This window comes from Streptomyces sp. NBC_00887, from assembly GCF_045207585.1.
Map to the genome: position 1 here is coordinate 5,568,017 of NZ_CP108788.1, position 22,224 is coordinate 5,590,240.

20 protein-coding genes are annotated in these 22,224 nt (G+C 70.3%); 16 read left to right on the top strand and 4 right to left on the bottom strand.

What is annotated here, in order from left to right:
* Nucleotides 1-2: 2 nt before the first annotated feature.
* From OG844_RS25470 to OG844_RS25485, 4 genes are all read left to right on the top strand, one after another.
* The gene (locus OG844_RS25470) at nucleotides 3-1,046 is read left to right on the top strand and encodes a LacI family DNA-binding transcriptional regulator (protein WP_385489341.1); all 1,044 of its coding nucleotides are present in this window, start codon (nucleotides 3-5) and stop codon (nucleotides 1,044-1,046) included.
* Between the two features lie 93 nt (nucleotides 1,047-1,139).
* Nucleotides 1,140-2,231, top strand: a complete 1,092-nt coding sequence (locus tag OG844_RS25475) for a S1C family serine protease (protein ID WP_406393357.1) — start codon at nucleotides 1,140-1,142, stop codon at nucleotides 2,229-2,231.
* 227 nt (nucleotides 2,232-2,458) lie between these two features.
* On the top strand, nucleotides 2,459-3,190 hold the full coding sequence (locus OG844_RS25480; protein WP_356426187.1) for a response regulator transcription factor: 732 nt from the start codon (nucleotides 2,459-2,461) through the stop codon (nucleotides 3,188-3,190).
* Nucleotides 3,187-4,608, top strand: coding sequence for a sensor histidine kinase (locus OG844_RS25485; protein WP_406393359.1), 1,422 nt, complete (start codon nucleotides 3,187-3,189; stop codon nucleotides 4,606-4,608). Before OG844_RS25480 ends, OG844_RS25485 begins: the two co-directional genes overlap by 4 nt.
* A gap of 7 nt (nucleotides 4,609-4,615) precedes the next feature.
* On the opposite strand, the gene OG844_RS25490 is transcribed toward OG844_RS25485, so the two are convergent.
* Both OG844_RS25490 and OG844_RS25495 read right to left on the bottom strand, forming a co-directional pair.
* The gene (locus OG844_RS25490; RefSeq protein ID WP_406393360.1) at nucleotides 4,616-5,509 is read right to left on the bottom strand and encodes a phosphatidylinositol-specific phospholipase C; all 894 of its coding nucleotides are present in this window, start codon (nucleotides 5,507-5,509) and stop codon (nucleotides 4,616-4,618) included.
* Nucleotides 5,510-5,668: 159 nt separating this feature from the next.
* Entirely contained in the window at nucleotides 5,669-7,483 is a 1,815-nt protein-coding gene (locus OG844_RS25495; RefSeq protein WP_406393362.1) for a bifunctional metallophosphatase/5'-nucleotidase, read from the bottom strand.
* 357 nt (nucleotides 7,484-7,840) lie between these two features.
* Here OG844_RS25495 and OG844_RS25500 point away from each other — a divergent pair, with 357 nt between their 5' ends.
* The 12 genes from OG844_RS25500 to pstB all read left to right on the top strand — a co-directional run bounded on the left by OG844_RS25500 (nucleotide 7,841) and on the right by pstB (nucleotide 20,346).
* On the top strand, nucleotides 7,841-8,530 hold the full coding sequence (locus tag OG844_RS25500; protein WP_406393364.1) for a hypothetical protein: 690 nt from the start codon (nucleotides 7,841-7,843) through the stop codon (nucleotides 8,528-8,530).
* 120 nt (nucleotides 8,531-8,650) lie between these two features.
* Complete coding sequence (gene mshD / locus OG844_RS25505; protein ID WP_406393366.1) at nucleotides 8,651-9,574, top strand: mycothiol synthase; 924 nt, start codon at nucleotides 8,651-8,653, stop codon at nucleotides 9,572-9,574.
* 102 nt (nucleotides 9,575-9,676) lie between these two features.
* Nucleotides 9,677-10,087: a GntR family transcriptional regulator gene (locus tag OG844_RS25510; RefSeq protein WP_406393368.1), complete on the top strand. Its 411-nt coding sequence runs from the start codon at nucleotides 9,677-9,679 to the stop codon at nucleotides 10,085-10,087.
* Nucleotides 10,084-10,986, top strand: coding sequence for an ABC transporter ATP-binding protein (locus tag OG844_RS25515; protein WP_406393369.1), 903 nt, complete (start codon nucleotides 10,084-10,086; stop codon nucleotides 10,984-10,986). Before OG844_RS25510 ends, OG844_RS25515 begins: the two co-directional genes overlap by 4 nt.
* Nucleotides 10,983-11,966, top strand: coding sequence for a hypothetical protein (locus OG844_RS25520; RefSeq protein ID WP_406393371.1), 984 nt, complete (start codon nucleotides 10,983-10,985; stop codon nucleotides 11,964-11,966). Before OG844_RS25515 ends, OG844_RS25520 begins: the two co-directional genes overlap by 4 nt.
* A 266-nt stretch (nucleotides 11,967-12,232) precedes the next feature.
* On the top strand, nucleotides 12,233-14,485 hold the full coding sequence (locus tag OG844_RS25525) for an RNA degradosome polyphosphate kinase (RefSeq protein ID WP_406393372.1): 2,253 nt from the start codon (nucleotides 12,233-12,235) through the stop codon (nucleotides 14,483-14,485).
* Nucleotides 14,472-15,491 (top strand): CHAD domain-containing protein, encoded by a 1,020-nt coding sequence (locus OG844_RS25530; protein WP_406393374.1) that lies wholly within the window; start codon nucleotides 14,472-14,474, stop codon nucleotides 15,489-15,491. The genes OG844_RS25525 and OG844_RS25530 overlap by 14 nt, the downstream gene beginning before the upstream one ends.
* Complete coding sequence (locus tag OG844_RS25535) at nucleotides 15,488-15,919, top strand: NUDIX hydrolase (protein ID WP_406393376.1); 432 nt, start codon at nucleotides 15,488-15,490, stop codon at nucleotides 15,917-15,919. The genes OG844_RS25530 and OG844_RS25535 overlap by 4 nt, the downstream gene beginning before the upstream one ends.
* A gap of 274 nt (nucleotides 15,920-16,193) precedes the next feature.
* A complete protein-coding gene (pstS, locus tag OG844_RS25540; protein ID WP_406393378.1) occupies nucleotides 16,194-17,330 on the top strand; it encodes a phosphate ABC transporter substrate-binding protein PstS in 1,137 nt (378 codons plus the stop codon).
* Between the two features lie 121 nt (nucleotides 17,331-17,451).
* Nucleotides 17,452-18,444, top strand: a complete 993-nt coding sequence (gene pstC / locus OG844_RS25545) for a phosphate ABC transporter permease subunit PstC (RefSeq protein ID WP_406393379.1) — start codon at nucleotides 17,452-17,454, stop codon at nucleotides 18,442-18,444.
* Complete coding sequence (gene pstA, locus OG844_RS25550; protein WP_406393380.1) at nucleotides 18,441-19,529, top strand: phosphate ABC transporter permease PstA; 1,089 nt, start codon at nucleotides 18,441-18,443, stop codon at nucleotides 19,527-19,529. The genes pstC and pstA overlap by 4 nt, the downstream gene beginning before the upstream one ends.
* 40 nt (nucleotides 19,530-19,569) lie before the next feature.
* On the top strand, nucleotides 19,570-20,346 hold the full coding sequence (gene pstB, locus OG844_RS25555) for a phosphate ABC transporter ATP-binding protein PstB (RefSeq protein WP_356426124.1): 777 nt from the start codon (nucleotides 19,570-19,572) through the stop codon (nucleotides 20,344-20,346).
* Nucleotides 20,347-20,494: 148 nt separating this feature from the next.
* On the opposite strand, the gene OG844_RS25560 is transcribed toward pstB, so the two are convergent.
* Complete coding sequence (locus OG844_RS25560) at nucleotides 20,495-21,493, bottom strand: anion permease (RefSeq protein WP_406393381.1); 999 nt, start codon at nucleotides 21,491-21,493, stop codon at nucleotides 20,495-20,497.
* Between the two features lie 5 nt (nucleotides 21,494-21,498).
* Nucleotides 21,499-22,119 carry a DUF47 family protein gene (locus OG844_RS25565; RefSeq protein WP_329208774.1) on the bottom strand — a complete coding sequence of 207 codons (621 nt, stop codon included), beginning with the start codon at nucleotides 22,117-22,119 and terminating at the stop codon, nucleotides 21,499-21,501.
* Nucleotides 22,120-22,224 lie beyond the last annotated feature (105 nt).

Below are 22,224 nucleotides of genomic sequence, written 5' to 3' on the forward strand. Positions count from 1 at the left end.
GCGTGGCCAAGGTGACGCGGGACGATGTGGCGAGACTGGCGGGGACGTCGACCGCGGTCGTCAGCTACGTCATCAACAACGGACCCAGGCCGGTTGCCCCGGCCACGCGCGAGCGGGTACTCGCCGCGATCAAGGAGCTGGGGTACCGGCCCGACCGGGTCGCCCAGGCCATGGCCTCGCGGCGGACCGACCTCATAGGCATGATCGTGCCGGACGCACGCCAGCCCTTCTTCGCGGAGATGGCGCACGCAGTCGAACAGGCCGCCGCCGAGCGCGGGAAAATGGTGCTCGTCGGCAACTCCGACTACCGCGACGAGCGCGAGGTCCACTATCTGCGCGCCTTCCTCGGCATGCGGGTCTCCGGACTGATCCTCGTCAGCCAGGGCCCCAGCGAGCGGGCGGCGGCCGAGATAGAGGCCTGGGACGCCCGCGTCGTCCTCCTGCACGAGCGGCCCGAGGCGATCGACGACGTCGCGGTCGTCACGGACGACATCGGCGGCGCACAGCTCGCCACCCGCCACCTCCTGGAGCACGGAAACGCCTATGTGGCGTGCCTCGGCGGCATGGAGTCGACCCCGGTGGTCGGTGACCCGGTCGCCGACCACATCGAGGGCTGGCGCCGGGCGATGCACGAGTCGGGGCGGTCCACGGACGGCCGGCTCTTCCACGCCCCGTACAACCGCTACGACGCCTACCAGGTGGCTCTGAAGCTGCTCGCGGGCCCGGACAGGCCGCCGGCGATCTTCTGCTCGACGGACGACCAGGCGATCGGTGTGCTGCGGGCCGCACGCGAGCTCCGGATCGATGTGCCCGGGGAGCTCGCGGTCGCAGGCTTCGACGACGTGAAGGAGGCGGGCCTGACGGATCCGCCGCTGACGACCGTCTTCTCGGACCGTCCCGCGATGGCACGGGCGGCCGTGGACCTGGTCCTCGACGACTCCCTGCGGGTCTCGGGGTCCCGGCGCGAGCGTCTGAAGCAGTTCCCGTCGGCGCTCGTGGTGCGGCGCTCGTGCGGCTGCGGGGAACCGACGGTCGCGGCGCCGTAGCCGCACGCCCCTTATATGGGGCATACACGGTTCTGCCGGGCTTCTCAGGACGTACTCAGGTCCCTCTCATGTTCGCTGTCCACTCTCGTAGACATGACCGACAGCCACCGCCCGAGCGGCGAGTACCCGTACCCGACGTATCCCTCGTCCGGCAACGGCGAGGCGGCCTACCCGCCGCCGCCGGCGTACGAACCCACGCAGCAGAACGCCACGGAGCCCGGCCCCCACGCCTGGCCCGCCCCCGCCCCCGCTCCGGAGCCGGCCCAGGACCCGGCGCCGGCCCCGGAGCGCAGGGTCAAGCGGCCCCTCGCCCTCCTCGCGGCCGTGGCGATCGCCGCGGCGGCGATCGGCGGCGGCACCGCGACCCTCATCGGCGGGCTCGCGGACACCAGCACGAGCAGCACCGGCTCCGGCAGCGTCGTCAGCGGCACCAACGTCTCGCAGGGCAGCGCGGGCACCGTCTCCGGCGTGGCGGCGGCCGCGTCACCGGCGATCGTCGAGATCAGCGCGAGCTCCTCGGCGGGTGACGCCACCGGCTCCGGCGTCGTCATCACCTCGGACGGCGAGATCATCACCAACAACCACGTGATCTCGGGGGCCTCGCAGATCAAGGTGGCCCTCAGCACCGGCAGGACGTACACCGCCGACGTCGTCGGCACCGACGCCGACAAGGACCTGGCGCTCATCAAGCTCCAGGACGCGAGCGGGCTGAAGACCGCCTCCCTCGGCGACTCCTCCGCGGTGAAGGTCGGCGACCAGGTCGTGGCGATCGGCTCGCCCGAAGGCCTCACCGGCACGGTCACCAGCGGCATCGTCTCGGCACTGGACCGCGATGTCACGGTCGCCAAGGACGAAGACAGTTCCGGTCAGGAACAGCAGCAGCAACAGGGCGGCGGGAACTGGCCGTTCGAGTTCGGCGGGCAGCAGTTCAACGGCGACACGGGTACGTCCAAGACCACGTACAAGGCCCTCCAGACCGACGCCTCCCTCAACCCCGGCAACTCCGGCGGTGCGCTCATCAACATGAACGGCGAGATCATCGGCATCAACTCCGCGATGTACTCCCCCAGTTCTGCGAGCGGATCGGGCAGCTCGGCGGCGGGCAGCGTGGGCCTCGGCTTCGCCATCCCGGTCGACACCGTCAAGGCCGACCTGGACACCCTGCGGGCCGGCAACGGCTCCTGACGAGGAGGTCCGGAATGAGCCCCGGCACCGACACCGCGGCACCGGCTCGTCGGGCCCGGCCCTCCCCCTCGCCCTGGAAGCCGAATCGGCACCCCGCCCCGCCGAGGTCGCCACGGCCACCGCCACCGGCCGCGGGCGCCGTGCCGCGCGACGCCGTGCGACGGCCGTGCGAGGCTGAGAGCACAGCACACAGGAACCGTCACGTGAAGGAAGAGGACGAGGTGGCGATGAGCCCCGCCGAAGACGATCCGCAGCGCGTTCTGATCGTCGACGACGAGCCCGCCGTGCGCGAGGCCCTGCAGCGCAGCCTCGCCTTCGAGGGGTACGGCACCGAGGTCGCCGTGGACGGTTACGACGCCCTCGCCAAGGCGGAGTCGTACGCCCCCGACCTGATCGTCCTGGACATCCAGATGCCCCGCATGGACGGCCTCACCGCCGCCCGGCGCATCCGGGCCACCGGCACGACCACCCCCATCCTGATGCTCACCGCCCGCGACACCGTCGGCGACCGGGTCACCGGCCTCGACGCGGGCGCGGACGACTACCTCGTGAAGCCCTTCGAGCTGGACGAGCTCTTCGCCCGCATCCGGGCCCTGCTGCGCCGCAGCTCGTACGCGGTCGCGGCGGGCGGGGCGGTTCCCGACAACGACGTGCTGGCCTTCGCCGACCTCCGGATGGACCTGAACACCCGTGAGGTCACCCGGGGCACCCGCCGGGTCGAGCTGACCCGCACGGAGTTCACCCTGCTGGAGATGTTCCTGGCGCACCCCCGGCAGGTGCTGACCCGTGAGCAGATCCTCAAGGCCGTCTGGGGTTTCGACTTCGAACCCAGCTCCAACTCCTTGGACGTGTACGTGATGTACCTGCGCCGCAAGACCGAGGCGGGCGGCGAGCCCCGGCTCGTCCACACGGTGCGGGGCGTGGGGTACGCGCTGCGGTCCGGCGGCGGTGAGGCGTGACCGGCCTGCTCCGCCGCCTCCGCACGCTGCCGCTCCGCTCCCGCCTGGCCCTGCTGGTCGCCACGGCGGTCGCGGTGGCGGTCGCGGCGGTGGCCACTGCCTGCTGGTTCGTGACGCGTCAACAGCTGGAACAGCAGCTGGACACATCGTTGCGCAGTTCCAAGGTCGACCAGCCCTACCTCATGAACCTGTACGCGTACTGCAAGGGCGGCACCTCTCAGGAGCCGCCGCCCTTCACCGGTGTGACGGTTCAGCTCATCGACTCCCAGGGCACGGTCTGCGTCGCTCCCGGCACGTCGAAGTTGCCGGTGAGCGACGAGGACCTGGAGGTGACCGATCAGGATCGTCCCTACGCCCTGCACTCGGCGACGGCCGAGAACGGAACGGACATGCGGGTCTTCACCTCCCGACTGGAGGTGCGGGGCGGCCCCGGGGCGGAATCCGGGAGTCTCGCGGTCTCCATCGCCCGCCCCATGAGCGAGGTCACCGCGCCGCTCTCCACGCTGGCCTGGGTGCTGGTCCTCGTCGCCGGCATCGGTGTCGTCGGCGCCGGCGCGGCCGGGCTCTGGATCGCCCGTACCGGCCTGCGCCCCGTGGACGACCTCGCGCACGCCGTCGCGCACGTCGCCGAGACCGAGGACCTCACCGTCCGGATCCCGGTCGAGGGCGAGGACGAGATCGCCCGGCTCTCCCGCTCCTTCAACTCGATGACCAGCTCGCTGGCCACCTCGCGCGACCGCCAGTCCCAGCTCATCGCGGACGCCGGTCACGAGCTGCGCACCCCGCTCACCTCGCTCCGTACGAACATCGAGCTGCTCGCCCGGAGCGACGAGACCGGCCGGGCCATCCCGCCCGACGACCGCAAGGCCCTGATGTCCTCGGTGAAGGCCCAGATGACCGAGCTGGCCGCCCTCATCGGCGATCTCCAGGAGCTCTCCCGCCCGGACGCCGCCGAGCCCGGCCCCCTCCAGGTCGTCGCCCTGCACGACATCACCCGTGCCGCCCTGCAACGCGCCCGGCTGCGCGGCCCCGAGCTGACGTTCACCGCCGAGCTGGCCCCCTGGTACGTACGGGCCGAGCCGGCCGCGCTGGAGCGGGCGGTCGTCAACGTCCTGGACAACGCGGTGAAGTTCAGCCCGTCCGGCGGGACGATCGAGGTCGCCCTGCACCGCGGTGAGCTGACCGTGAGGGACCACGGCCCCGGCATCCCGGCCGAGGAACTCCCGCACGTCTTCGAACGCTTCTGGCGCTCCCCCTCGGCCCGCCAGCTCCCCGGCTCCGGCCTCGGACTGTCCATCGTGGCCCGCACGGTCCAGCAGGCGGGCGGCGAGATCATCCTGAGCCCCGCCTCCGGCGGCGAGGGCACGGTGGCCTCGATCCGTCTGCCCGGCGCACCGCAGCCGCCGCCGGAGCTGTGAGCGCGCCTCAGGCCGCCGGGTTGTGCCGGATCAGCGATTCGACCAGGCCGGAGCGGGTCGCCGGGTAGTCCAGCGGGACGATGCCGAGCCCGCTCCAGCCCGACGCCTCCGCCCCGTCGAGGAACGAGTGGACCTGCGGGTTGAGCCGGTCGGAGTTCCAGCGCGGCGGCATCAGGGCGGCGGTGCTCACGTAGTTCATGAACAGCTTGCCGGGCTGCAGCGCGGCCTTGCGGAACTGCGCCTCGATCTTGGGGTACTTGCCGAACGGCTCGGCCATGTAGTCGTCCTGGATGTCGAAGACCGCCGGGTCGGCGTACCGCACGCCCGGCAGCCCGCCGTTGTCGGCGAGCACCACGACCTTGCCCCGGGCCCCGCCGAGGTCCGGGAGCACGGGGTCCAGGCGCAGGAGCGGGCGCCATCCCTTGGCGTCGAGGTAGAGGTCGAAGATCCGCCGGAACGCGGCGTCGCTCTCCTGCGAGTACTCCTGCTTGACCCTCATCAGTACGGTCTCCGACGGCCGCTGGGCCAGGAAGTCCCGGCAGGCGCCGAGCACGTCGTCGAAATTCAGGTTCTGGTACGAGGCCCCGTGATGGATGGCGTACGCGTCGCCGCTGATCCGGCAGCGTATGTCGAGGAAGCGGACGCCGCTGTTGAGCTGCTCGGCGATCGTGGTGTTCTGGCATGCCGTCCAGGGGCCGCCGTAGCGCGCCCCCGAGTTGTGGGTTCCCGGGATCGTGAGGCGTCGCAGCGGGGTGGCGTCGGCGATGCCGCGCATCCAGTCCTGGGTACCGAGGGCCCGCTCGGCGGCTGCCCCGGCGGGCGCCGCCCCGACGATGACACCGGCGGTGGCGGCGAGGGCACCGGTGAGGAAGGTCCGGCGGCTGGCGGCGTAAGGGCTCATGCGGGAAGGCCTCCGTCGGCTGTGGGGGAGGCCTGAAATTATGTCGGGTACACCTCAATTCGGGAACAGGGCCTGCTCTCGGAACCACCGCCGGAAACGGCGGGAGCGGGGCGGTGGGCCCTTCCGGCCCACCGCCCCGCTCCCGTGCACTGCTGCTGACTACTGGACGACCGTGATCCGGTCCGTGGCCGGCGGGGCCAGCGGCGCGGTGGCCGTGGAGTGCGCCGCCAGGTAGGCGTTGAACAGGTCCAGGTCGGACGGGCCGACCAGCTTGTTCGTGCCCTGACCGAGGGCCGCGAAGCCGTCGCCGCCGCCCGCGAGGAACTCGTTCATCGCGACGCGGTACGTCTTCGCCGGGTCGATCGCCTCACCGTTCAGCAGGATCGAGGAGGCGACCACGCGGTCGGCGCCCGACTTGGTGAGGTCGAGCGTGTAGGTGAGGCCCTTCGAGACCTGGAGGATCTTCGGCGAGGCCGCGTTGGAGCCGCTGACCTGCTGCTGGAGCGCGGTGACGAGCTGCGCGCCGGTCAGGTCGACGACGTTCATCATGTTGGTGAACGGCTGGACTGTGAACGCCTCGCCGTACGTCACCACGCCGGCGCCCTCGCTGCCGGACGCCGCGTACACGAGGTCGGAGCGGATGCCGCCCGGGTTCATGAACGCGACGACCGCACCGCCCTTGTCCGCCGGGGCCAGGCCCTCCAGCTGGGCGTCCGCGATCACGTTGCCGAGCGGCTTCTCGGGGGCCGTGGAGCCGCGGCCGTTGATGTCGGCGGAGATGTAGCCCTGCGGGCGGTTGGAGATCGGCGCCGCGATGGTGTTCCAACGGGCGATCAGCGCCGTCATGTCCGTGGCCTTGGCCTGGTCCCGGGTGACGACGTGGTTCTGCGACTTCGCCGACTTCACCGACGTACGGACGATGTCCTTGGTCCGGCGGTCGTAGGTGAGCGTCGTGTCCGTGTAGACCTTGCCGAACGAGGAGGCCGAGGTGACCATGCGCGGGTTGCCCGCCGGGTCCGGGACGGTGCACGCGTACGCCTGGTGGGTGTGGCCCGTGACCAGGGCGTCGACCTTCGGCGTGATGCCCTTCGCGATGTCGACGATCGGCCCGGAGATGCCGTCGCCGGCGCCCGGGCTGTCGCAGTCGTAGTTGTACGAGGAGGAGGCCGGGGCCCCGCCCTCGTGGATCAGCGCGACGATGGACTTGACGCCCTGGCGGTCCAGTTCCTTGGCGTACTTGTTGACCGTCTCGATCTCGTCGTGGAACTTCAGACCCTTGACGCCGTTGGCCGTGACGATGTTCGGCGTGCCCTCAAGGGTCACCCCGATGAAGCCGATCCTGACGCCGTTCTTCTTCCAGACCGTGTACGGCTTGAGGATCGGCTTGCCGGTCTTCTCGGCCGTCACATTGGCCGCGAGGTACGGGAAGTCGGCGCCCTCGAACTTCTTGCCCTGCTCGTAGCAGCCCTCGACGGGGTGGCAGCCGCCGTTCTGCAGACGGGCCAGCTCGGTGGCTCCCTCGTCGAACTCGTGGTTGCCGACGGCCGTCACGTCGAGGTCGAGGCCGTTGAGCGCCTCGATCGTGGGCTCGTCGCGGAAGAGCCCGGAGAGCAGCGGGCTCGCGCCCACCATGTCGCCACCGGCCGCGGTGACGGAGTACGGGTGGCCCTTGCGCGCGGTGCGCAGCGAGGTCGCCAGGTACTCGACGCCACCGGCCGGGATCGACTTCACGGTGCCGTCGGCCTGCTTCTCGCTGACCGACCCGGCGGAACCGGCCGGCGGCTCCAGGTTGCCGTGCAGGTCGTTGAAGGAGAGCAACTGGACATCGACGGTACGGGTGTCGTGACCGTGGCCGTGGCCCCGGTCATGGGCGCCGGCCGGCATCGCGGCGACGAGCGCGCCGACGGTGGCCAGCCCGGCCGCGGCGGCGAGCACCCGCCTGGACGCGCGGTTCTTCTGCGGAGTCGCTGACATCGGTCCCCTTGTGAGTTCAGCGGGAGGTCGGTGAGTGTGACAGGTCTGGAGCCTGCTGCCGCAGCCTAGAGTCAACGCGCGTAGCGCGACAGAGTTACGGGGTTACGAGCTGGTTGCTTCCATGCCGGAAAGCGGCAGATCACCCATATCGCACATCGTCACTGACGGTGTATCACTGTCACGGTTCCTGCACAGCAGCGCCACAGGTCGATCAGTCCGTCCGCCCGGCACGAGGACTCAGCCACCGCAGCACGCCGCTTTCGCCCCGCCATATCCCTTGAAGTCACCCACCATTGCCCCTCGGTGCCCGTCCGGCCCTGCATACGGCGTGTCAGTGACGGCCCTTACAGTCTGCTCATGAGAAATTCGAAGGTTATGGTCGGTCTGGTCGCGGCCGGCCTGCTCACCGCCGGCTGCGGCTCCGACGGCAGCTCTTCCGCCTCCGGCGGAGACAAGGCACAGAAGGCCCTGCCGGTCGCTGTCGACGGCCCGCAGAAAGACGTACGCAAGCGTGGCGACGACAACATCAAGGTCACCCCGGCTCCCAAGCCCGGCGCACCGCTCACCGAGCAGGTGGAGCACAGGCTGCGCGAGGCCGTCCTCCTCGACGTGAAGGTGCCGGGCGAGACCAGTGCCACGTGCCCGGGCGGCGTGACCCAGAAGGCCGGGGCGGTCACCCAGTGCACCGTGACGTACGCGGGGGCCGAGATCCCCTACGAGGTGAAGATCAGCGACTCGTACACCAAGGGCAGCATGATCACCTCGTACACCACCACACCCCAAAAGGTCGTGCTGGTGGCGAAGGTCATGTACGACTTGCTCTACGAGCGGTACGGGGCCGAATCGGGGCGCGACGACGCCAGCAGACTCGCCTGTGAGGAGCTCCCCGTCGCGAAGGCGGTGGACTGGGAGTCCGACACCGGCTACACGTGCCAGTACTGGAACAAGCACGCCAACGGGGGCGACGGCGGCTACCGGACGCTGCGGATCACGACCGGCCCGGCCGGCTACAACACCCCCGGCTTCGAGGAAGTGGAAGCCGACTGACACCCACTCACGCGGTACCGGGCGGGGCACCCCTTCACGGGGCGGCCCCGTCAGTCACAACGGCCACGACCGGTCGCGACGGCATGGAACGCCCCACCCCTCCGTCGTACGCTCGTACCCATGACGACTGACGTACCCCTCCCCGCCCCCGGCCGTGCGATCGAGACCCTCGACGCGCTCACCTCCGAGCAGGCCGACGCCGTCCTGGCCCTCCTCGGCGAGGCGGCCGGCACCGACGGCAGGGAGGCGGTCTCCGAGCAGGGGCGGCTCCAGCTCCGGGGCGGGCACCGCGAGGGCGTCCGGCACTTCCTGCTCACCGCCGACGGGACGCTCGCCGGGTACGCGCAACTGGAGGACACCGACCCGGTGGAGGCCCCCGCCGCCGAGCTCGTCGTCCACCCCGCCCACCGCGGCCACGGGCACGGCCGGGCCCTCGGCGCCGCCCTCCTCGCTGCGACCGGGAAGCGGCTGCGGGTATGGGCGCACGGCGGCAAGTCGGCGGCCCGGCACCTCGCCCAGGTCCTCGGCCTCTCCCTCTTCCGGGAGCTGCGCCAGCTCCGCCGGCCCCTGGAGTCGATCGACATCCCCGAGCCGGCCCTGCCCCCGGGCGTCACCGTCCGCACCTTCGTGCCGGGCCAGGACGACACGGCCTGGCTCGCCGTCAACCACGCGGCCTTCGCCCACCACCCCGAGCAGGGCTCCCTCTCCCAGCGGGACCTGGACGACCGCAAGGCCTCGCCGTGGTTCGACCCGAAGGGCTTCTTCCTCGCCGAGCGGGACGGCGAGATCATCGGCTTCCACTGGACGAAGGTGCACGCCGAGGAGCAGCTCGGCGAGGTGTACGTCGTCGGCATCCTGCCCGAGGCCCAGGGCGGCGGCCTCGGCAAGGCGCTCACCGCGATCGGCCTGCGCCACCTCGCGGCGCAGGGACTGCCGAACGCGATGCTCTACGTCGACGCCGACAACCCGGCGGCCCTGTCGGTGTACGAGCGGATGGGCTTCGCCACGCACGAGGTCGACCTGATGTACCGCACGGAGTCCTGACACCCGGGCAGCACCCTCACGAGCCTTCGGGGCGGCGTCGCTTGACGCCGCCCCTTCTTTGCGACACCCTTTCACTACTCAATTAGTGAAAGGGTGGTGAAGATGGCAGAGTCCGCAGCGGTCGAGTACCGCATCGACCGGCGCAGCGGCGTCGCCACCTACCTGCAGATCGTGCAGCAGACCAAACAGGCCCTGCGTCTGGGCGTGCTGGAACCCGGCGACCGGCTGCCCACGGCCCGCGAGGTCGTCGAGGCGACAGCCATCAACCCCAACACCGTCCTGAAGGCCTACCGCGAACTCGAGCGCGAAGGCCTCGTCGAGGCCCGTCGCGGCCTCGGCACCTTCGTCCGCCGGACCCTCGGCAGCGCCGCGGCCGCGGGCGACGCACCACTGCGGGCCGAACTCGCCGACTGGGCCCGCAGAGCCCGCACCGCGGGACTGGACAAGGACGACGTGAGCGCTCTCTTCACCGCCGTACTGGACAGCACATTCAAGGGGGACCAGGACTCATGACAGGCGCCGCGATCGAGGCGACCGGCCTCGGTATGAAGTACGGGCGAAAGGCCGGGTGGGCGCTGCGCGACTGCACGTTCCGGCTGCCCGCCGGACGGGTGTGCGCCCTCGTCGGGCCCAACGGTGCCGGGAAATCCACCCTGCTCACCCTCGCGGCGGGCCTGCTCCGGCCCACCGAGGGAACGGTGCGGGTCCTCGGCTCCGCCACCCCCGCCGAGGCCCGGCCGCGCATCGCGTACGTGTCCCAGGACAAGCCCCTGTACCCGCAGTTCACCGTGGCCGACACCCTGTGGGCCGGCCGGGAGCTCAACCCCTCGACCTGGGACGGCGCGGCCGCCGAACGGATAGCCGGACCGCTCCCGCAGGACGCGAAGGTCCGCACGCTCTCCGGCGGGCAGCGCACCCGGCTCGCCCTCGCCCTCGCGCTGGGCAAGCGGCCCGAACTGATGCTGCTGGACGAGCCGATGGCCGACCTCGACCCGCTCGCCCGGCACCAGCTGATGGGCGTCCTGATGGCCGAGGCCGCCGAGCACGCCACCACCATCGTGATGTCGTCGCACATCCTCACCGAGCTGGAGGGCGCCTGCGACTACCTCCTGCTCGTCGACGGCGGCACGGTCCGGCTCGGCGGCGAGAGCGAGGACATCGTCGCCGCGCACGCCGTACTCACCGGCCAGGTCCGCGACCTCGCCCCGCACACCGTCGTCGAGTCCCGCACGACGGGGCGTCAGCTCACCGCACTCGTACGGAAGGAGGGCCCGGTGGACCTCGCCGCCTGGGACGTCACGGAGCCTTCGCTGGAGGAGCTCCTGCTGGCCCATCTCCGCTCGCCGGAGGCCCCGCCGCTGCTCACTCCGAGCGCGTGCGGCGGGCCGAGCAAGGCGGAGGCCGCCGCATGAGCACCCTCGCCCTCCTGCGCGGCCCCGCCCGCGTGGCCGTACGCCAGCACCGGCGCACCCTGCAGATCGCGGGTCTGGTCGCCGTGGCCGGAATCATCGTGCTGATCGGCTTCGCGCTGCGGACGTCCCACCTCATCGACACCTTCGCGGCGGGTACCTGCAAGGCCTCAGGCGTCCACGGCCCCGCGTGCGACCAGCGGATCGTGGACTTCAACGGGTCGATGTCCCTGTACAGCACCCTGCTCATGTACGCGCAACTGGCCCTGATGGTCCTTCCCGCGGCCGTGGGCGCGTTCTTCGCCGGTCCCGTGATCGCCAGGGAGCTGGAGAGCGGTACCTACCGCATGGCGTGGACCCAGTCCGTGACGCCCACCCGATGGCTGGCGGCCAAGCTCGCCGCACCCGCCGTGCTGCTCGTCACCGGTGTGACCGTACTGTCCGCCACCCTCTCCTGGGCACAGACGCGGACGGCCGACGCGTTCACGGTCGACTGGTTCGACGCCCCGGTCTTCGTCGCGACGCTGCCCGTGGTCCTCGGCTACACCCTGCTCGGCATCGCGGTGGGCGCGCTCACCGGCCTGCTGGTACGCCGCACCGTGGCCGCGATGTCGGTGGCCGCACTCGTCATGGGCACGGTGATGGCCACACTCGTGAGCCTCCGCAGCGGCCTCTGGCCCCAGGAGACCAGGATCAGCCCCACCGAGGGGAACTCAGGCGTTCCCGACACCGCGTGGGTCGTCGACGTCGGCCGTGTCACCAGCAGTGGTGAGCGGCTGCCGCTCGACGTGTGCTGGCCGCAGGCCGAGGAGGCCCGGGTGACCAGGTGTCTGGCCGAGCGCGACGTCACCGGCATGTTCGTCGACTACCACCCCGCCTCGCACCTCTGGCCCCTCCAGCTCGTCGAGACCGGCATCCTCCTCGCCCTCGCCGCCGTGGCCCTCGCACTCGCCTTCCGCGTACTGCGCCGCCGCCACGGCTGAGAGACCTCCCTGTCCGGGCCCGGGGGAGCCCGGACAGGGAGAACGCATACGGTGAACGGGGACACCCTCGCAGTCACACCGCTTCCTGCATGTCATGTCGCCGTTACCAGCCATTCAGACACGCTTGCGACCCTCACGGGATGCAGCCAGCTCTGCCCACCCCCCGCAACGGGAGCGACCCCGGTTCTCCGGCCTCTCCCGCATCTTCCGTGATCTTTAACGGCTCCGACGCGCCCCTGGAGCCGAAGGCACGGAAGAATAGGTCCATGAGCCAGCAGCCCAGCTCCGAGGTCCCCGTCCAGCCCGCCCAGCCGTCGGTCGGCTCCCTCGCCGCGCACCGGCCGAATGCCGTCGCCGGCTCGTCGTCCGCGCCCGCCGGTCTGTCCACAGCCGCTGACCTGGACCCCGATCTGGACAACGACGCCGACGCGTACGAGCCGGACACGGACGGTGACGAGCTGCCGCAGGGCCGGTTCCTCGACCGGGAGCGCAGTTGGCTCGCGTTCAACGAACGAGTGCTGGAACTGGCGGAGGATCCCGCCACGCCCCTCCTCGAACGGGCTAATTTCCTCGCCATCTTCGCCTCGAACCTGGACGAGTTCTTCATGGTCCGGGTGGCCGGGCTCAAGCGCCGCATCGCCACCGGCGTCGCCACCCGTTCCGCGTCCGGGCTCCAGCCCCGCGAGGTCCTCGACCTGATCTGGACCCGCTCGCGCGAGCTCATGGCCCGGCACGCCGCCTGCTACCAGCAGGACATCGCGCCCGCGCTCTCCGACGAGGGCATCCAGCTCATCCGCTGGCCCGAGCTGACCGAGAAGGAGCAGGCCCGCCTGTTCACCTTCTTCCGGCAGCGCGTCTTCCCCGTCCTGACCCCGCTGGCCGTCGACCCGGCGCACCCCTTCCCGTACATCTCCGGCCTCTCGCTCAACCTCGCCGTCGTCGTACGCAACCCGGTCAGCGGCCACCGCCACTTCGCCCGCGTCAAGGTGCCGCCGCTGCTCACCCGCTTCCTGGAGGCGTCGCCGCAGCGCTACGTCCCCATCGAGGACATCATCGCGGCCCACCTCGAAGAGCTCTTCCCCGGCATGGAGGTCCTCGCCCACCACATGTTCCGGGTCACCAGGAACGAGGACCTGGAGGTCGAGGAGGACGACGCCGAGAACCTCCTCCAGGCCCTGGAGAAGGAGCTCATGCGGCGCCGCTTCGGCCCGCCGGTCCGCCTGGAGGTCGAGGAGTCCATCGACCCGTACGTGCTGGACCTGCTCGTACGCGAGCTGAAGATCTCCGAGACCGAGCTCTACCCGCTGCCCGGCCCGCTCGACCTCACCGGACTGTTCGGCATAGCCTCCCTGGACCGGCCGGAACTGAAGTTCCCCAAGTTCATCGCGGGCACCCACCGCGATCTCGCCGAGGTCGAGTCCGCCTCCGCGCCCGACATCTTCGCCGCCCTGCGGGAACGCGACGTACTGCTGCACCACCCGTACGACTCGTTCTCCACGTCCGTCCAGGCCTTCCTGGAACAGGCGGCGGGCGACCCGGACGTCCTCGCGATCAAGCAGACCCTCTACCGGACCTCGGGCGACTCCCCGATAGTGGACGCCCTGATCGACGCCGCCGAGTCCGGCAAGCAGGTCCTCGTGCTCGTCGAGATCAAGGCCCGCTTCGACGAACAGGCCAACATCAAGTGGGCCCGCAAGCTGGAGGAGGCCGGCTGCCACGTCGTCTACGGCCTCGTCGGCCTCAAGACCCACTGCAAGCTGTCGCTCGTCGTACGCCAGGAGGGCGACACGCTGCGCCGCTACTCCCACGTCGGCACCGGCAACTACCACCCCAAGACCGCCAGGCTGTACGAGGACCTCGGCCTGCTCACCGCCGACCCGCAGGTCGGCGCGGACCTCTCCGACCTCTTCAACCGGCTCTCCGGCTACTCACGCCGCGAGACCTACCGCCGGCTGCTGGTCGCCCCGAAGTCCCTGCGTGACGGACTGATCGCCCGCATCAACAAGGAGATCACCCACCACCGCGCGGGCCGCTCCGCCTACGTCCGCATCAAGGTCAACTCGATGGTCGACGAAGCGATCATCGACGCCTGCTACCGGGCCGGGCAGGCCGGCGTGACGGTCGACATCTGGGTACGCGGCATCTGCGCGATCCGCCCCGGCGTCAGCGGGCTCTCCGAAAACGTCCGGGTCCGCTCGATACTGGGCCGCTTCCTCGAACACTCCCGGGTCTTCGCCTTCGGCAACGGCGGCGAGCCCGAAGTCTGGTTCGGCAGCGCCGACATGATGCACCGCAACCTCGACCGCCGGATCGAAGCACTGGTCCGGGTCACCGACCCCGCGCATCGCGCCGCCCTCTCGAGGCTCCTCGAGACAGGCATGTCCGACACCACGTCCTCCTGGCACCTGGGTCCCGACGGAAACTGGACCCGGCACGCCTCGGACGCGGACGGCCAGCCTCTGCGGCACGTACAAGAGATGCTCATCGACGCACGGAGGCGCCGGCGTGCGACGCCCTGACCACCTGACGACGACGCAGGCACCGGACCTCCCCGCCGAGGCCGTCCTCGCCCCCTACCTGCGGGAACAGGCCGCCGACTTCCTGCGGAGCCTGCGCCTGCACCGCGAGCACGGCGCCCCGACGGACGCCGGCACGCAAGGGGCCGAGAAGGCCGCCGGTTCGCTGCGCCGCTCCGCACGCCGCATCAGCGGCACACTGCACACCTTCCGGGGCGTGCTCGACCCGGTCTGGGCCGACCAGCTCCGCACGGAACTGGCCTGGCTCTCCGGCACGCTGGCCCGCGAACACGGGTACGCCACCCGGCTGGCCCGGCTGCTGGAGGCACTCCACCAGCTCTCGGGCGCCTCGCTTCCGGCAGCGCGGGCGGCAACCCCCGCAGCCGACGGTGACCCCGGCGACACCCGCGACAAGGAGCGAGCAGCGCTCGGCGTCGGTGCGGCGCGGGCCGGGGCCCTCCTCGAACGCCGGCTGACCCTCGCCAGGACCCGCGCCCACTCTGCGGCGCTCCAGGCGCTCGGCTCCTCCCGCTTCCACGCGGTCGCCGACGCCGTCGCGCTCCTCGCCTCCGAGGTCCCCCTGGCCCCCGCCGCCACGGCCCCGGCCGCCGACGTGCTGAACGGCCCCGCCGAGCGGGCCGAGCAGCGGATGCTCGGTGCGGTGGCCGCGCTGCCGCCCGACGAGACGACGGAGCCGTACAACGACGCGCAGGACGCGCTCTGGCACCAGGCCCGCCTGCTGCTGAGGCTGCACCGGTACGCCCACGAGGTGGTCCAGGGCGCCCCCGATCCGGTCCTGGCCGGGGCGGGGCACGCTCTCGACCTGCACCGGGACGCGGCGGAGGCCGCCGCAGCCGCGGCAGCCGCGGCCCGCACCCCGCGGATCGCCCCGGCGACGGCGTACGCCCTGGGGGTGCTCCACGCCGACCAGCGGCACGAGGTGGAGGCGGCCCGCAGCGTGTTCCGGGAGACCTGGCCGTACGCGACAGCTGCCGTGACGACATCGTGAGCCACCACCCCGGCAGCCCCGCCGACGGCCCCGTTCTGGCCGCGGGCTGCGTGCTGTGGCGCCGGTCCCCGTACGACGGAGGACTGGAGATCTGCCTGGTCCACCGGCCCCGCTACGACGACTGGTCCTACCCGAAGGGGAAGCTGAAGCGCGGCGAGACCGCGCTGGAGGGCGCCCTGCGCGAGGTCCTGGAGGAGACGGGCCACCACTGCACCCCGGGCCCCCGGCTGCCCACGTCCCGGTACCTGGTGAACGGGCGTCCGAAAGAGGTCACCTACTGGGCGGCCGAGGCGGCCGGCGGCACGTTCGTACCCAACGACGAGGTGGACCGGCTGATCTGGCTCTCGCCGACGGCCGCCCGCAACCGCCTCACCCGCCCCCGCGACCGCGATCAGCTGGACGCGTTCCTGGAGACGCCCACCGCCTGACGGCGAGCTGTCCGAGCTGCCCTCGGGCGGGGCCGCGCGTCCCGGCCCGGGGCACCGGTCCGGCGGCGAGGGCACCGCCCCGCCGGGCCTTCAGCACCGGAACCAGCCCGCCCGGCACGGTTCACCTTCCGTTCACTCTGCCCCGTAGGGCGCTTCACCTGTTCTGCCTAATTTCGGACGTACACGGTGCACGGCGCCAAGCCACGCACCATTCCTCATCGCACGCCGCCTCGCACCACCAGCCGCGGCGGCTCCTGGAAGGAACACCCCGAAAGTGAAGCTTCAGCGCAAGAACCGGCTTCGTGCCACCGCGCTCGGTGCCCTCGCCGTCTCCGGCGCCCTGGTCCTCACGGCGTGCGGTTCGGACGACAACACCGGTGCCGACGCGAACGGCGGCACCAAGACCAGCGCCGCCGCGTCGAACATCAAGTGTGACGGCGCCGAGGGCCAGCTGCGCGCCTCCGGGTCGAGCGCCCAGAAGAACGCCATGGACCTCTGGGTCAAGAACTACATGGCGGCCTGCTCGGGTGTGGAGGTCAACTACAACTCCTCCTCCTCCGGCGAGGGCATCGTGGCCTTCAACCAGGGCACCGTCGGCTTCGCCGGCTCGGACTCGGCCCTGAAGCCCGAAGAGGTCGCCGAGTCGAAGAAGATCTGCAAGACCGGCCAGGGCATCAACCTCCCCATGGTCGGCGGCCCCATCGCGATCGGCTTCCACGTCGAGGGCGTCGACAAGCTCACGCTGGACGCCCCCACGCTCGCCAAGATCTTCGACACCAAGATCAAGAAGTGGAACGACCCGGCGATCGCCAAGCTCAACGACGGCGTCAAGCTGCCCGACAAGGCCATCCAGCCCTTCCACCGCTCCGAGGACTCCGGCACCACGCAGAACCTCGGCAAGTACCTGAACGCCGCGGCCCCGAGTGACTGGAAGTACGAGGCCGAGAAGAAGTGGCCCGCGCCCGGTGGCCAGGCCGCCTCCGGCTCCTCCGGTGTCGCCACCCAGGTCAAGCAGGTCGACGGCTCCATCGGCTACTTCGAGCTCTCCTACGCCGCCTCGCAGGACATCACCACCGTGGACATCAACACCGGTGGCGCCGCCCCGGTCGAGGCCACCTCGGAGAACGCCTCCAAGGCCATCGCCGCAGCCAAGGTCAAGGGCACCGGCAAGGACCTGGCGCTCGACCTCGACTACACGACCAAGGCCGAGGGCGCGTACCCGCTGGTCCTGGTGACGTACGAGGTCGTCTGCGACACCGGCAACAAGGCCGAGACCCTCGGCACGGTCAAGTCCTTCCTGACCTACGCCGCCTCCGAGGACGGCCAGAAGGTCCTCTCCGAGGCCGGCTACGCGCCGATCCCCGCGGAGATCAACGCCAAGGTCCGCGAGACGGTCGCCGCCCTCTCGTAACCCGTACCGCGCACGACGGCGGGCCGGTCCGGCGCACTCCTCCGGACCGGCCCGCCACCAGCCCCATCCGGTGCACCGCCGCCAGGGGAGCCGCCGCTCCCCCACACAGACCGGAAAGACCATGGCTTCCACGACACCGCTCGACATCCCACCGGCTCCGCCGGCAACGCGCGGCCGCCCCAGGACCACCGGGCGCGCCGGCGACAAGATCTTCCTGGGCCTCTCGCGGGGCTCGGGCATCCTGCTGCTCGTGATCATGGCGTCGATCGCCGTGTTCCTCACCTACCGCGCCGTCATCGCGATATCGAAGGACGAGGGCAACTTCCTCACGACCCTCGACTGGAACCCGGCCGGCGACCCGCCGGTCTTCGGCATCGCGGTCCTCCTCTTCGGCACGGTCGTCAGCTCGATCATCGCGATGCTCATCGCGGTTCCGATCGCTGTCGGCATCGCCCTCTTCATCTCGCACTACGCGCCGCGCAGGCTGGCGGCGCCGATCGCCTACGTCATCGACCTGCTCGCCGCCGTGCCCAGCATCGTCTACGGCATCTGGGGCGCGCTCGTCCTCGTGCCGTACCTGGAGGGCCTGAACCTCTGGCTCGACCAGTTCTTCGGCTGGACGTACCTCTTCGAGAAGACCGAGATCGGCGTCGCCCGCTCGCTCTTCACCGTCGGCATCCTGCTCGCGATCATGATCCTGCCGATCGTGACCAGCGTCAGCCGCGAGGTCTTCCTCCAGGTCCCGAAGATGAACGAGGAAGCGGCCCTCGCACTCGGAGCCACCCGCTGGGAGGTCATCCGCCTCTCGGTACTGCCCTTCGGCCGCTCCGGGATCATCTCCGCCTCGATGCTGGGCCTGGGCCGGGCGCTCGGCGAGACGATGGCCGTCGCCACGGTCCTGTCGCCGAGCTTCCTCATCTCGCTGCACGTGCTCAATCCGGGCGGCGGGACCTTCGCGCAGAACATCGCGGCCAAGTTCGGCGAGGCCGACGAATTCGGGCGCGACGCCCTGATCGCCTCGGGCCTCGTCCTCTTCGTCCTCACCCTGCTGGTCAACGGCGCGGCCCGGCTCATCATCGCCCGCCGCAAGGAGTACTCGGGGGCCAACGCATGAGCCACGCCACCACCACCGACGTCCAGGACAAGCGTCCGCGGACCTCGCCGGACCACCGCAAGGGCAGCCTCAGCAGCCGCAGCCTCCCGCGGTGGGCGCCGCTCGGATTCGCCGCCGTCGCGATCGCGCTCGGCGTCGGCATCAGCGTCGCCGCCGGCTGGCACAGCCGGGTGCAGTGGGGCCTGATCTCCGCCCTGCTCTTCCTGGCCGTCTCCTACGTCGTGACCACCGCGGTCGAGAACAAGCGTCAGGCCAAGGACCGCCTCGCCACCAGCATCGTCTGGGTGTGCTTCGTCGTCGCCGTCGTCCCGCTCGCCTCGCTGCTGTGGACCACCATCAGCCGCGGCTCCGAGCGCCTCGACGGATACTTCCTGACCCACTCCATGGCCGGAGTCCTCGGCTCGGAGGACAGCGGCGGCGTCTACCACGCGCTGATCGGCACCCTGGAGCAGGTCGGCATCGCCACGGTGATCTCCGCCCCGCTCGGACTGCTGACCGCCGTCTACCTCGTCGAGTACGGCAAGGGCGCGCTCGCCAGGTCCGTGACCTTCTTCGTCGACGTGATGACCGGGATCCCGTCGATCGTCGCCGGTCTCTTCATCCTGTCGATCATGCTGATCGCGAACATCGAGCCGTCCGGCCTGATGGGCGCGCTGGCCCTGACGATCCTGATGATCCCGGTCGTGGTCCGCTCCACGGAGGAGATGCTCAAGCTCGTCCCGAACGAGCTCCGCGAGGCCTCCCTCGCCCTGGGCATCCCCAAGTGGCGCACCATCCTGAAGGTGGTCCTCCCCACAGCGATCGGCGGCATCACCACGGGCGTCATGCTCGCCATCGCACGTATCGCGGGAGAGACGGCACCGATCATCCTGCTCGTCTTCGGCAGCCAGCTGATCAACACGAACCCCTTCGAAGGCGCCCAGTCCTCGCTGCCGTTCTACATCTACGAGCAGTACAAGGTCGGCGAGGCCGCGTCCTACGACCGCGCCTGGGCCGCAGCCCTGGTCCTGATCGCCTTCGTCATGATCCTCAATCTGGCGGCGCGCGGTATCGCCCGCTGGAAGGCCCCGAAGACCGGTCGCTGACGCGGCCCCGCAGCGACCTCCGAAAGAAGCAGTGATTTCCATGGCCAAGCGAATCGACATCGGCGGACTCACCGCCTACTACGGCTCCCACAAGGCGATCGAGGACATCTCGATGACCGTGGAGCCCCGCTCCGTGACCGCCTTCATCGGCCCGTCCGGCTGCGGCAAGTCCACCTTCCTGCGCACCCTGAACCGCATGCACGAGGTCACCCCCGGCGGCCGCGTCGAGGGCAAGGTGCTGCTGGACGACGAGAACCTGTACGGCCCCGGGGTCGACCCGGTCACCGTGCGCCGCACCGTCGGCATGGTCTTCCAGCGCCCGAACCCGTTCCCGACCATGTCGATCTTCGACAACGTCGCCGCGGGCCTGAAGCTGAACGGCTCGTACCGCAAGAACCAGCTGTCGGACGTCGTCGAGAAGTCCCTGCGGGGCGCCAACCTCTGGAACGAGGTCAAGGACCGCCTGAACAAGCCCGGCTCCGGCCTCTCCGGCGGCCAGCAGCAGCGCCTGTGCATCGCCCGCGCCATCGCGGTCGAGCCGGACGTGCTGCTGATGGACGAGCCGTGCTCGGCGCTCGACCCGATCTCGACCCTCGCGATCGAGGACCTGGTCGGTGAGCTGAAGGAGCGCTTCACGATCGTCATCGTGACGCACAACATGCAGCAGGCGGCGCGCGTCTCGGACCGTACGGCGTTCTTCAACCTCTCCGCGGTGGGCAAGCCCGGCCGGCTGATCGAGATCGACGAGACGGAGCGGATCTTCTCCAACCCGTCGGTCCAGGCGACCGAGGACTACATCTCGGGCCGCTTCGGATAACCACAGACGGCCTTGGGGTGCTGCATGGCGGTGCCACCACAAGGCAAAGGGTCCGCCCCCGCTCCCGATCTTCCGATCGGAGCGGGGGCGGACCCATGCCACACGGTCACCCGGTACTCGCCGTCATCGCGGTTCGGCCCTCAGGCCGTCACCCGAAGAGCAGGGCCACGACGCCGTAGCTCAGCGCGGCGACCAGCGCCGCGGCCGGCATGGTGATGAACCATCCCAGGATGATGTTCTTGGCCACGCCCCACCGCACGGCGTTCACCCGCTTGGTGGCGCCCACACCCATGATCGCCGAGGTGATCACATGCGTCGTGGAGATCGGTGCGTGGAACAGGAACGCCGAGCCGAACATGATCGACGCACCCGTGGTCTCCGCCGCGAAGCCCTGCGGCGGGTCCAGCTCGATGATCTTCCGGCCGAGCGTACGCATGATGCGCCAGCCGCCCGCGTACGTACCGAGCGAGAGCATCAGCGCACAGGCGATCTTCACCCAGACCGGGATCTCGTCGTTGGGTCCCTCGACATCGGCGATGACCAGCGCCATCACGACGATGCCCATCGTCTTCTGCGCGTCCTGGAGGCCGTGCCCGAGCGCCATGCCCGCCGCCGAGACCGTCTGCGCGATACGGAAGCCGCGCTTGGCCTTGTGGGGGTTGGACTTCCGGAACATCCACATGATCGCGACCATCACCAGATAGCCCACGACCAGACCGATGATCGGCGAGAGGAACATCGGGATGACGATCTTGTCGAGGACGCCGTCCCAGTGCACCATCGTCCCGCCGGCCAACGCCGCGCCGACCATGCCGCCGAACAGGGCGTGCGAGGACGAGGACGGCAGACCGTAGTACCAGGTGATGAGGTTCCAGATGATCGCGCCGACCAGCGCCGCGAAGAGGATTCCCATCCCCTTCTGCCCCTCGGGCGTGGCGATGATCCCTTCGCTGACGGTCTTGGCGACCCCCTGGCCCAGGAAGGCACCGGCGAGGTTCATCACAGCGGCCATCGCCAGAGCCGCACGCGGGGTCAGCGCCCGGGTGGAGACCGAGGTGGCGATGGCGTTCGCCGAGTCGTGGAAGCCGTTCGTATACGTGAAGCCGAGCGCGACGCCGATGGTCACGATCAGCGCAAAGGTGTCCACGAGGTTCAGGACTCCTTGACCGCGATGGTCTCCACGGTGTTCGCAACGTGCTCGAACGCGTCAGCGGCCTCTTCCAGCACATCCACGATCTGCTTGAGCTTCAGCACTTCCATGGCGTCGTACTTGCCGTTGAAGAGCTGGGCGAGCAGCTTGCGGTGGATCTGGTCAGCCTGGTTCTCGAGACGGTTGACCTCGATCCAGTACTCGGTGAGGTTCTGCATGGTCCGCAGGCTCGGCATGGCCTCGGCGGTCAGCTCCGCAGCGCGGGCCAGCACCTCGATCTGCTGCTCGACACCCTTGGGGAGCTCGTCCACCTGGTACAGCACGACCAGGTCGACGGCCTCCTCCATGAAGTCCATGATGTCGTCGAGCGACGACGCGAGGTTGTAGATGTCCTCGCGGTCGAACGGCGTGATGAAGGAGGAGTTCAGCTGGTGGAAGATCGCGTGGGTGGCATCGTCCCCCGCGTGCTCCGCTGCCCGCATACGCTCCGCGATCTCGACTCGGGAGGCAGAATCCGCCCCGAGCAGTTCCATCAGGAGTTTCGAGCCCGTGACGATGTTGTCCGCGGATGCGGAAAACATGTCGTAGAAGCTCGTCTCCCTGGGGGTCAGACGAAAGCGCACGTGGGGTCCTCGGGGTGCTTTGGATTCGGTCAGGCTGATGCTAGGCGCATCATCCGGCCACGGCTAACCGGCGTTATTCAGTGTCGCGCATCGGGCACAGTGATC

Bases quoted from the DNA above. Each gene is read 5' to 3' on its own strand.
- pstC (WP_406393379.1), top strand. From the start codon at position 17,452: ATGGCTTCCACGACACCGCTCGACATCCCACCGGCTCCGCCGGCAACG.
- OG844_RS25475 (WP_406393357.1), top strand. From the start codon at position 1,140: ATGACCGACAGCCACCGCCCGAGCGGCGAGTACCCGTACCCGACGTAT.
- OG844_RS25495 (WP_406393362.1), bottom strand. From the start codon at position 7,483: ATGTCAGCGACTCCGCAGAAGAACCGCGCGTCCAGGCGGGTGCTCGCC.
- OG844_RS25510 (WP_406393368.1), top strand. From the start codon at position 9,677: ATGGCAGAGTCCGCAGCGGTCGAGTACCGCATCGACCGGCGCAGCGGC.
- OG844_RS25490 (WP_406393360.1), bottom strand. From the start codon at position 5,509: ATGAGCCCTTACGCCGCCAGCCGCCGGACCTTCCTCACCGGTGCCCTC.
- OG844_RS25520 (WP_406393371.1), top strand. From the start codon at position 10,983: ATGAGCACCCTCGCCCTCCTGCGCGGCCCCGCCCGCGTGGCCGTACGC.
- pstA (WP_406393380.1), top strand. From the start codon at position 18,441: ATGAGCCACGCCACCACCACCGACGTCCAGGACAAGCGTCCGCGGACC.
- OG844_RS25525 (WP_406393372.1), top strand. From the start codon at position 12,233: ATGAGCCAGCAGCCCAGCTCCGAGGTCCCCGTCCAGCCCGCCCAGCCG.
- pstB (WP_356426124.1), top strand. From the start codon at position 19,570: ATGGCCAAGCGAATCGACATCGGCGGACTCACCGCCTACTACGGCTCC.
- OG844_RS25500 (WP_406393364.1), top strand. From the start codon at position 7,841: ATGAGAAATTCGAAGGTTATGGTCGGTCTGGTCGCGGCCGGCCTGCTC.
- OG844_RS25480 (WP_356426187.1), top strand. From the start codon at position 2,459: ATGAGCCCCGCCGAAGACGATCCGCAGCGCGTTCTGATCGTCGACGAC.
- OG844_RS25515 (WP_406393369.1), top strand. From the start codon at position 10,084: ATGACAGGCGCCGCGATCGAGGCGACCGGCCTCGGTATGAAGTACGGG.
- mshD (WP_406393366.1), top strand. From the start codon at position 8,651: ATGACGACTGACGTACCCCTCCCCGCCCCCGGCCGTGCGATCGAGACC.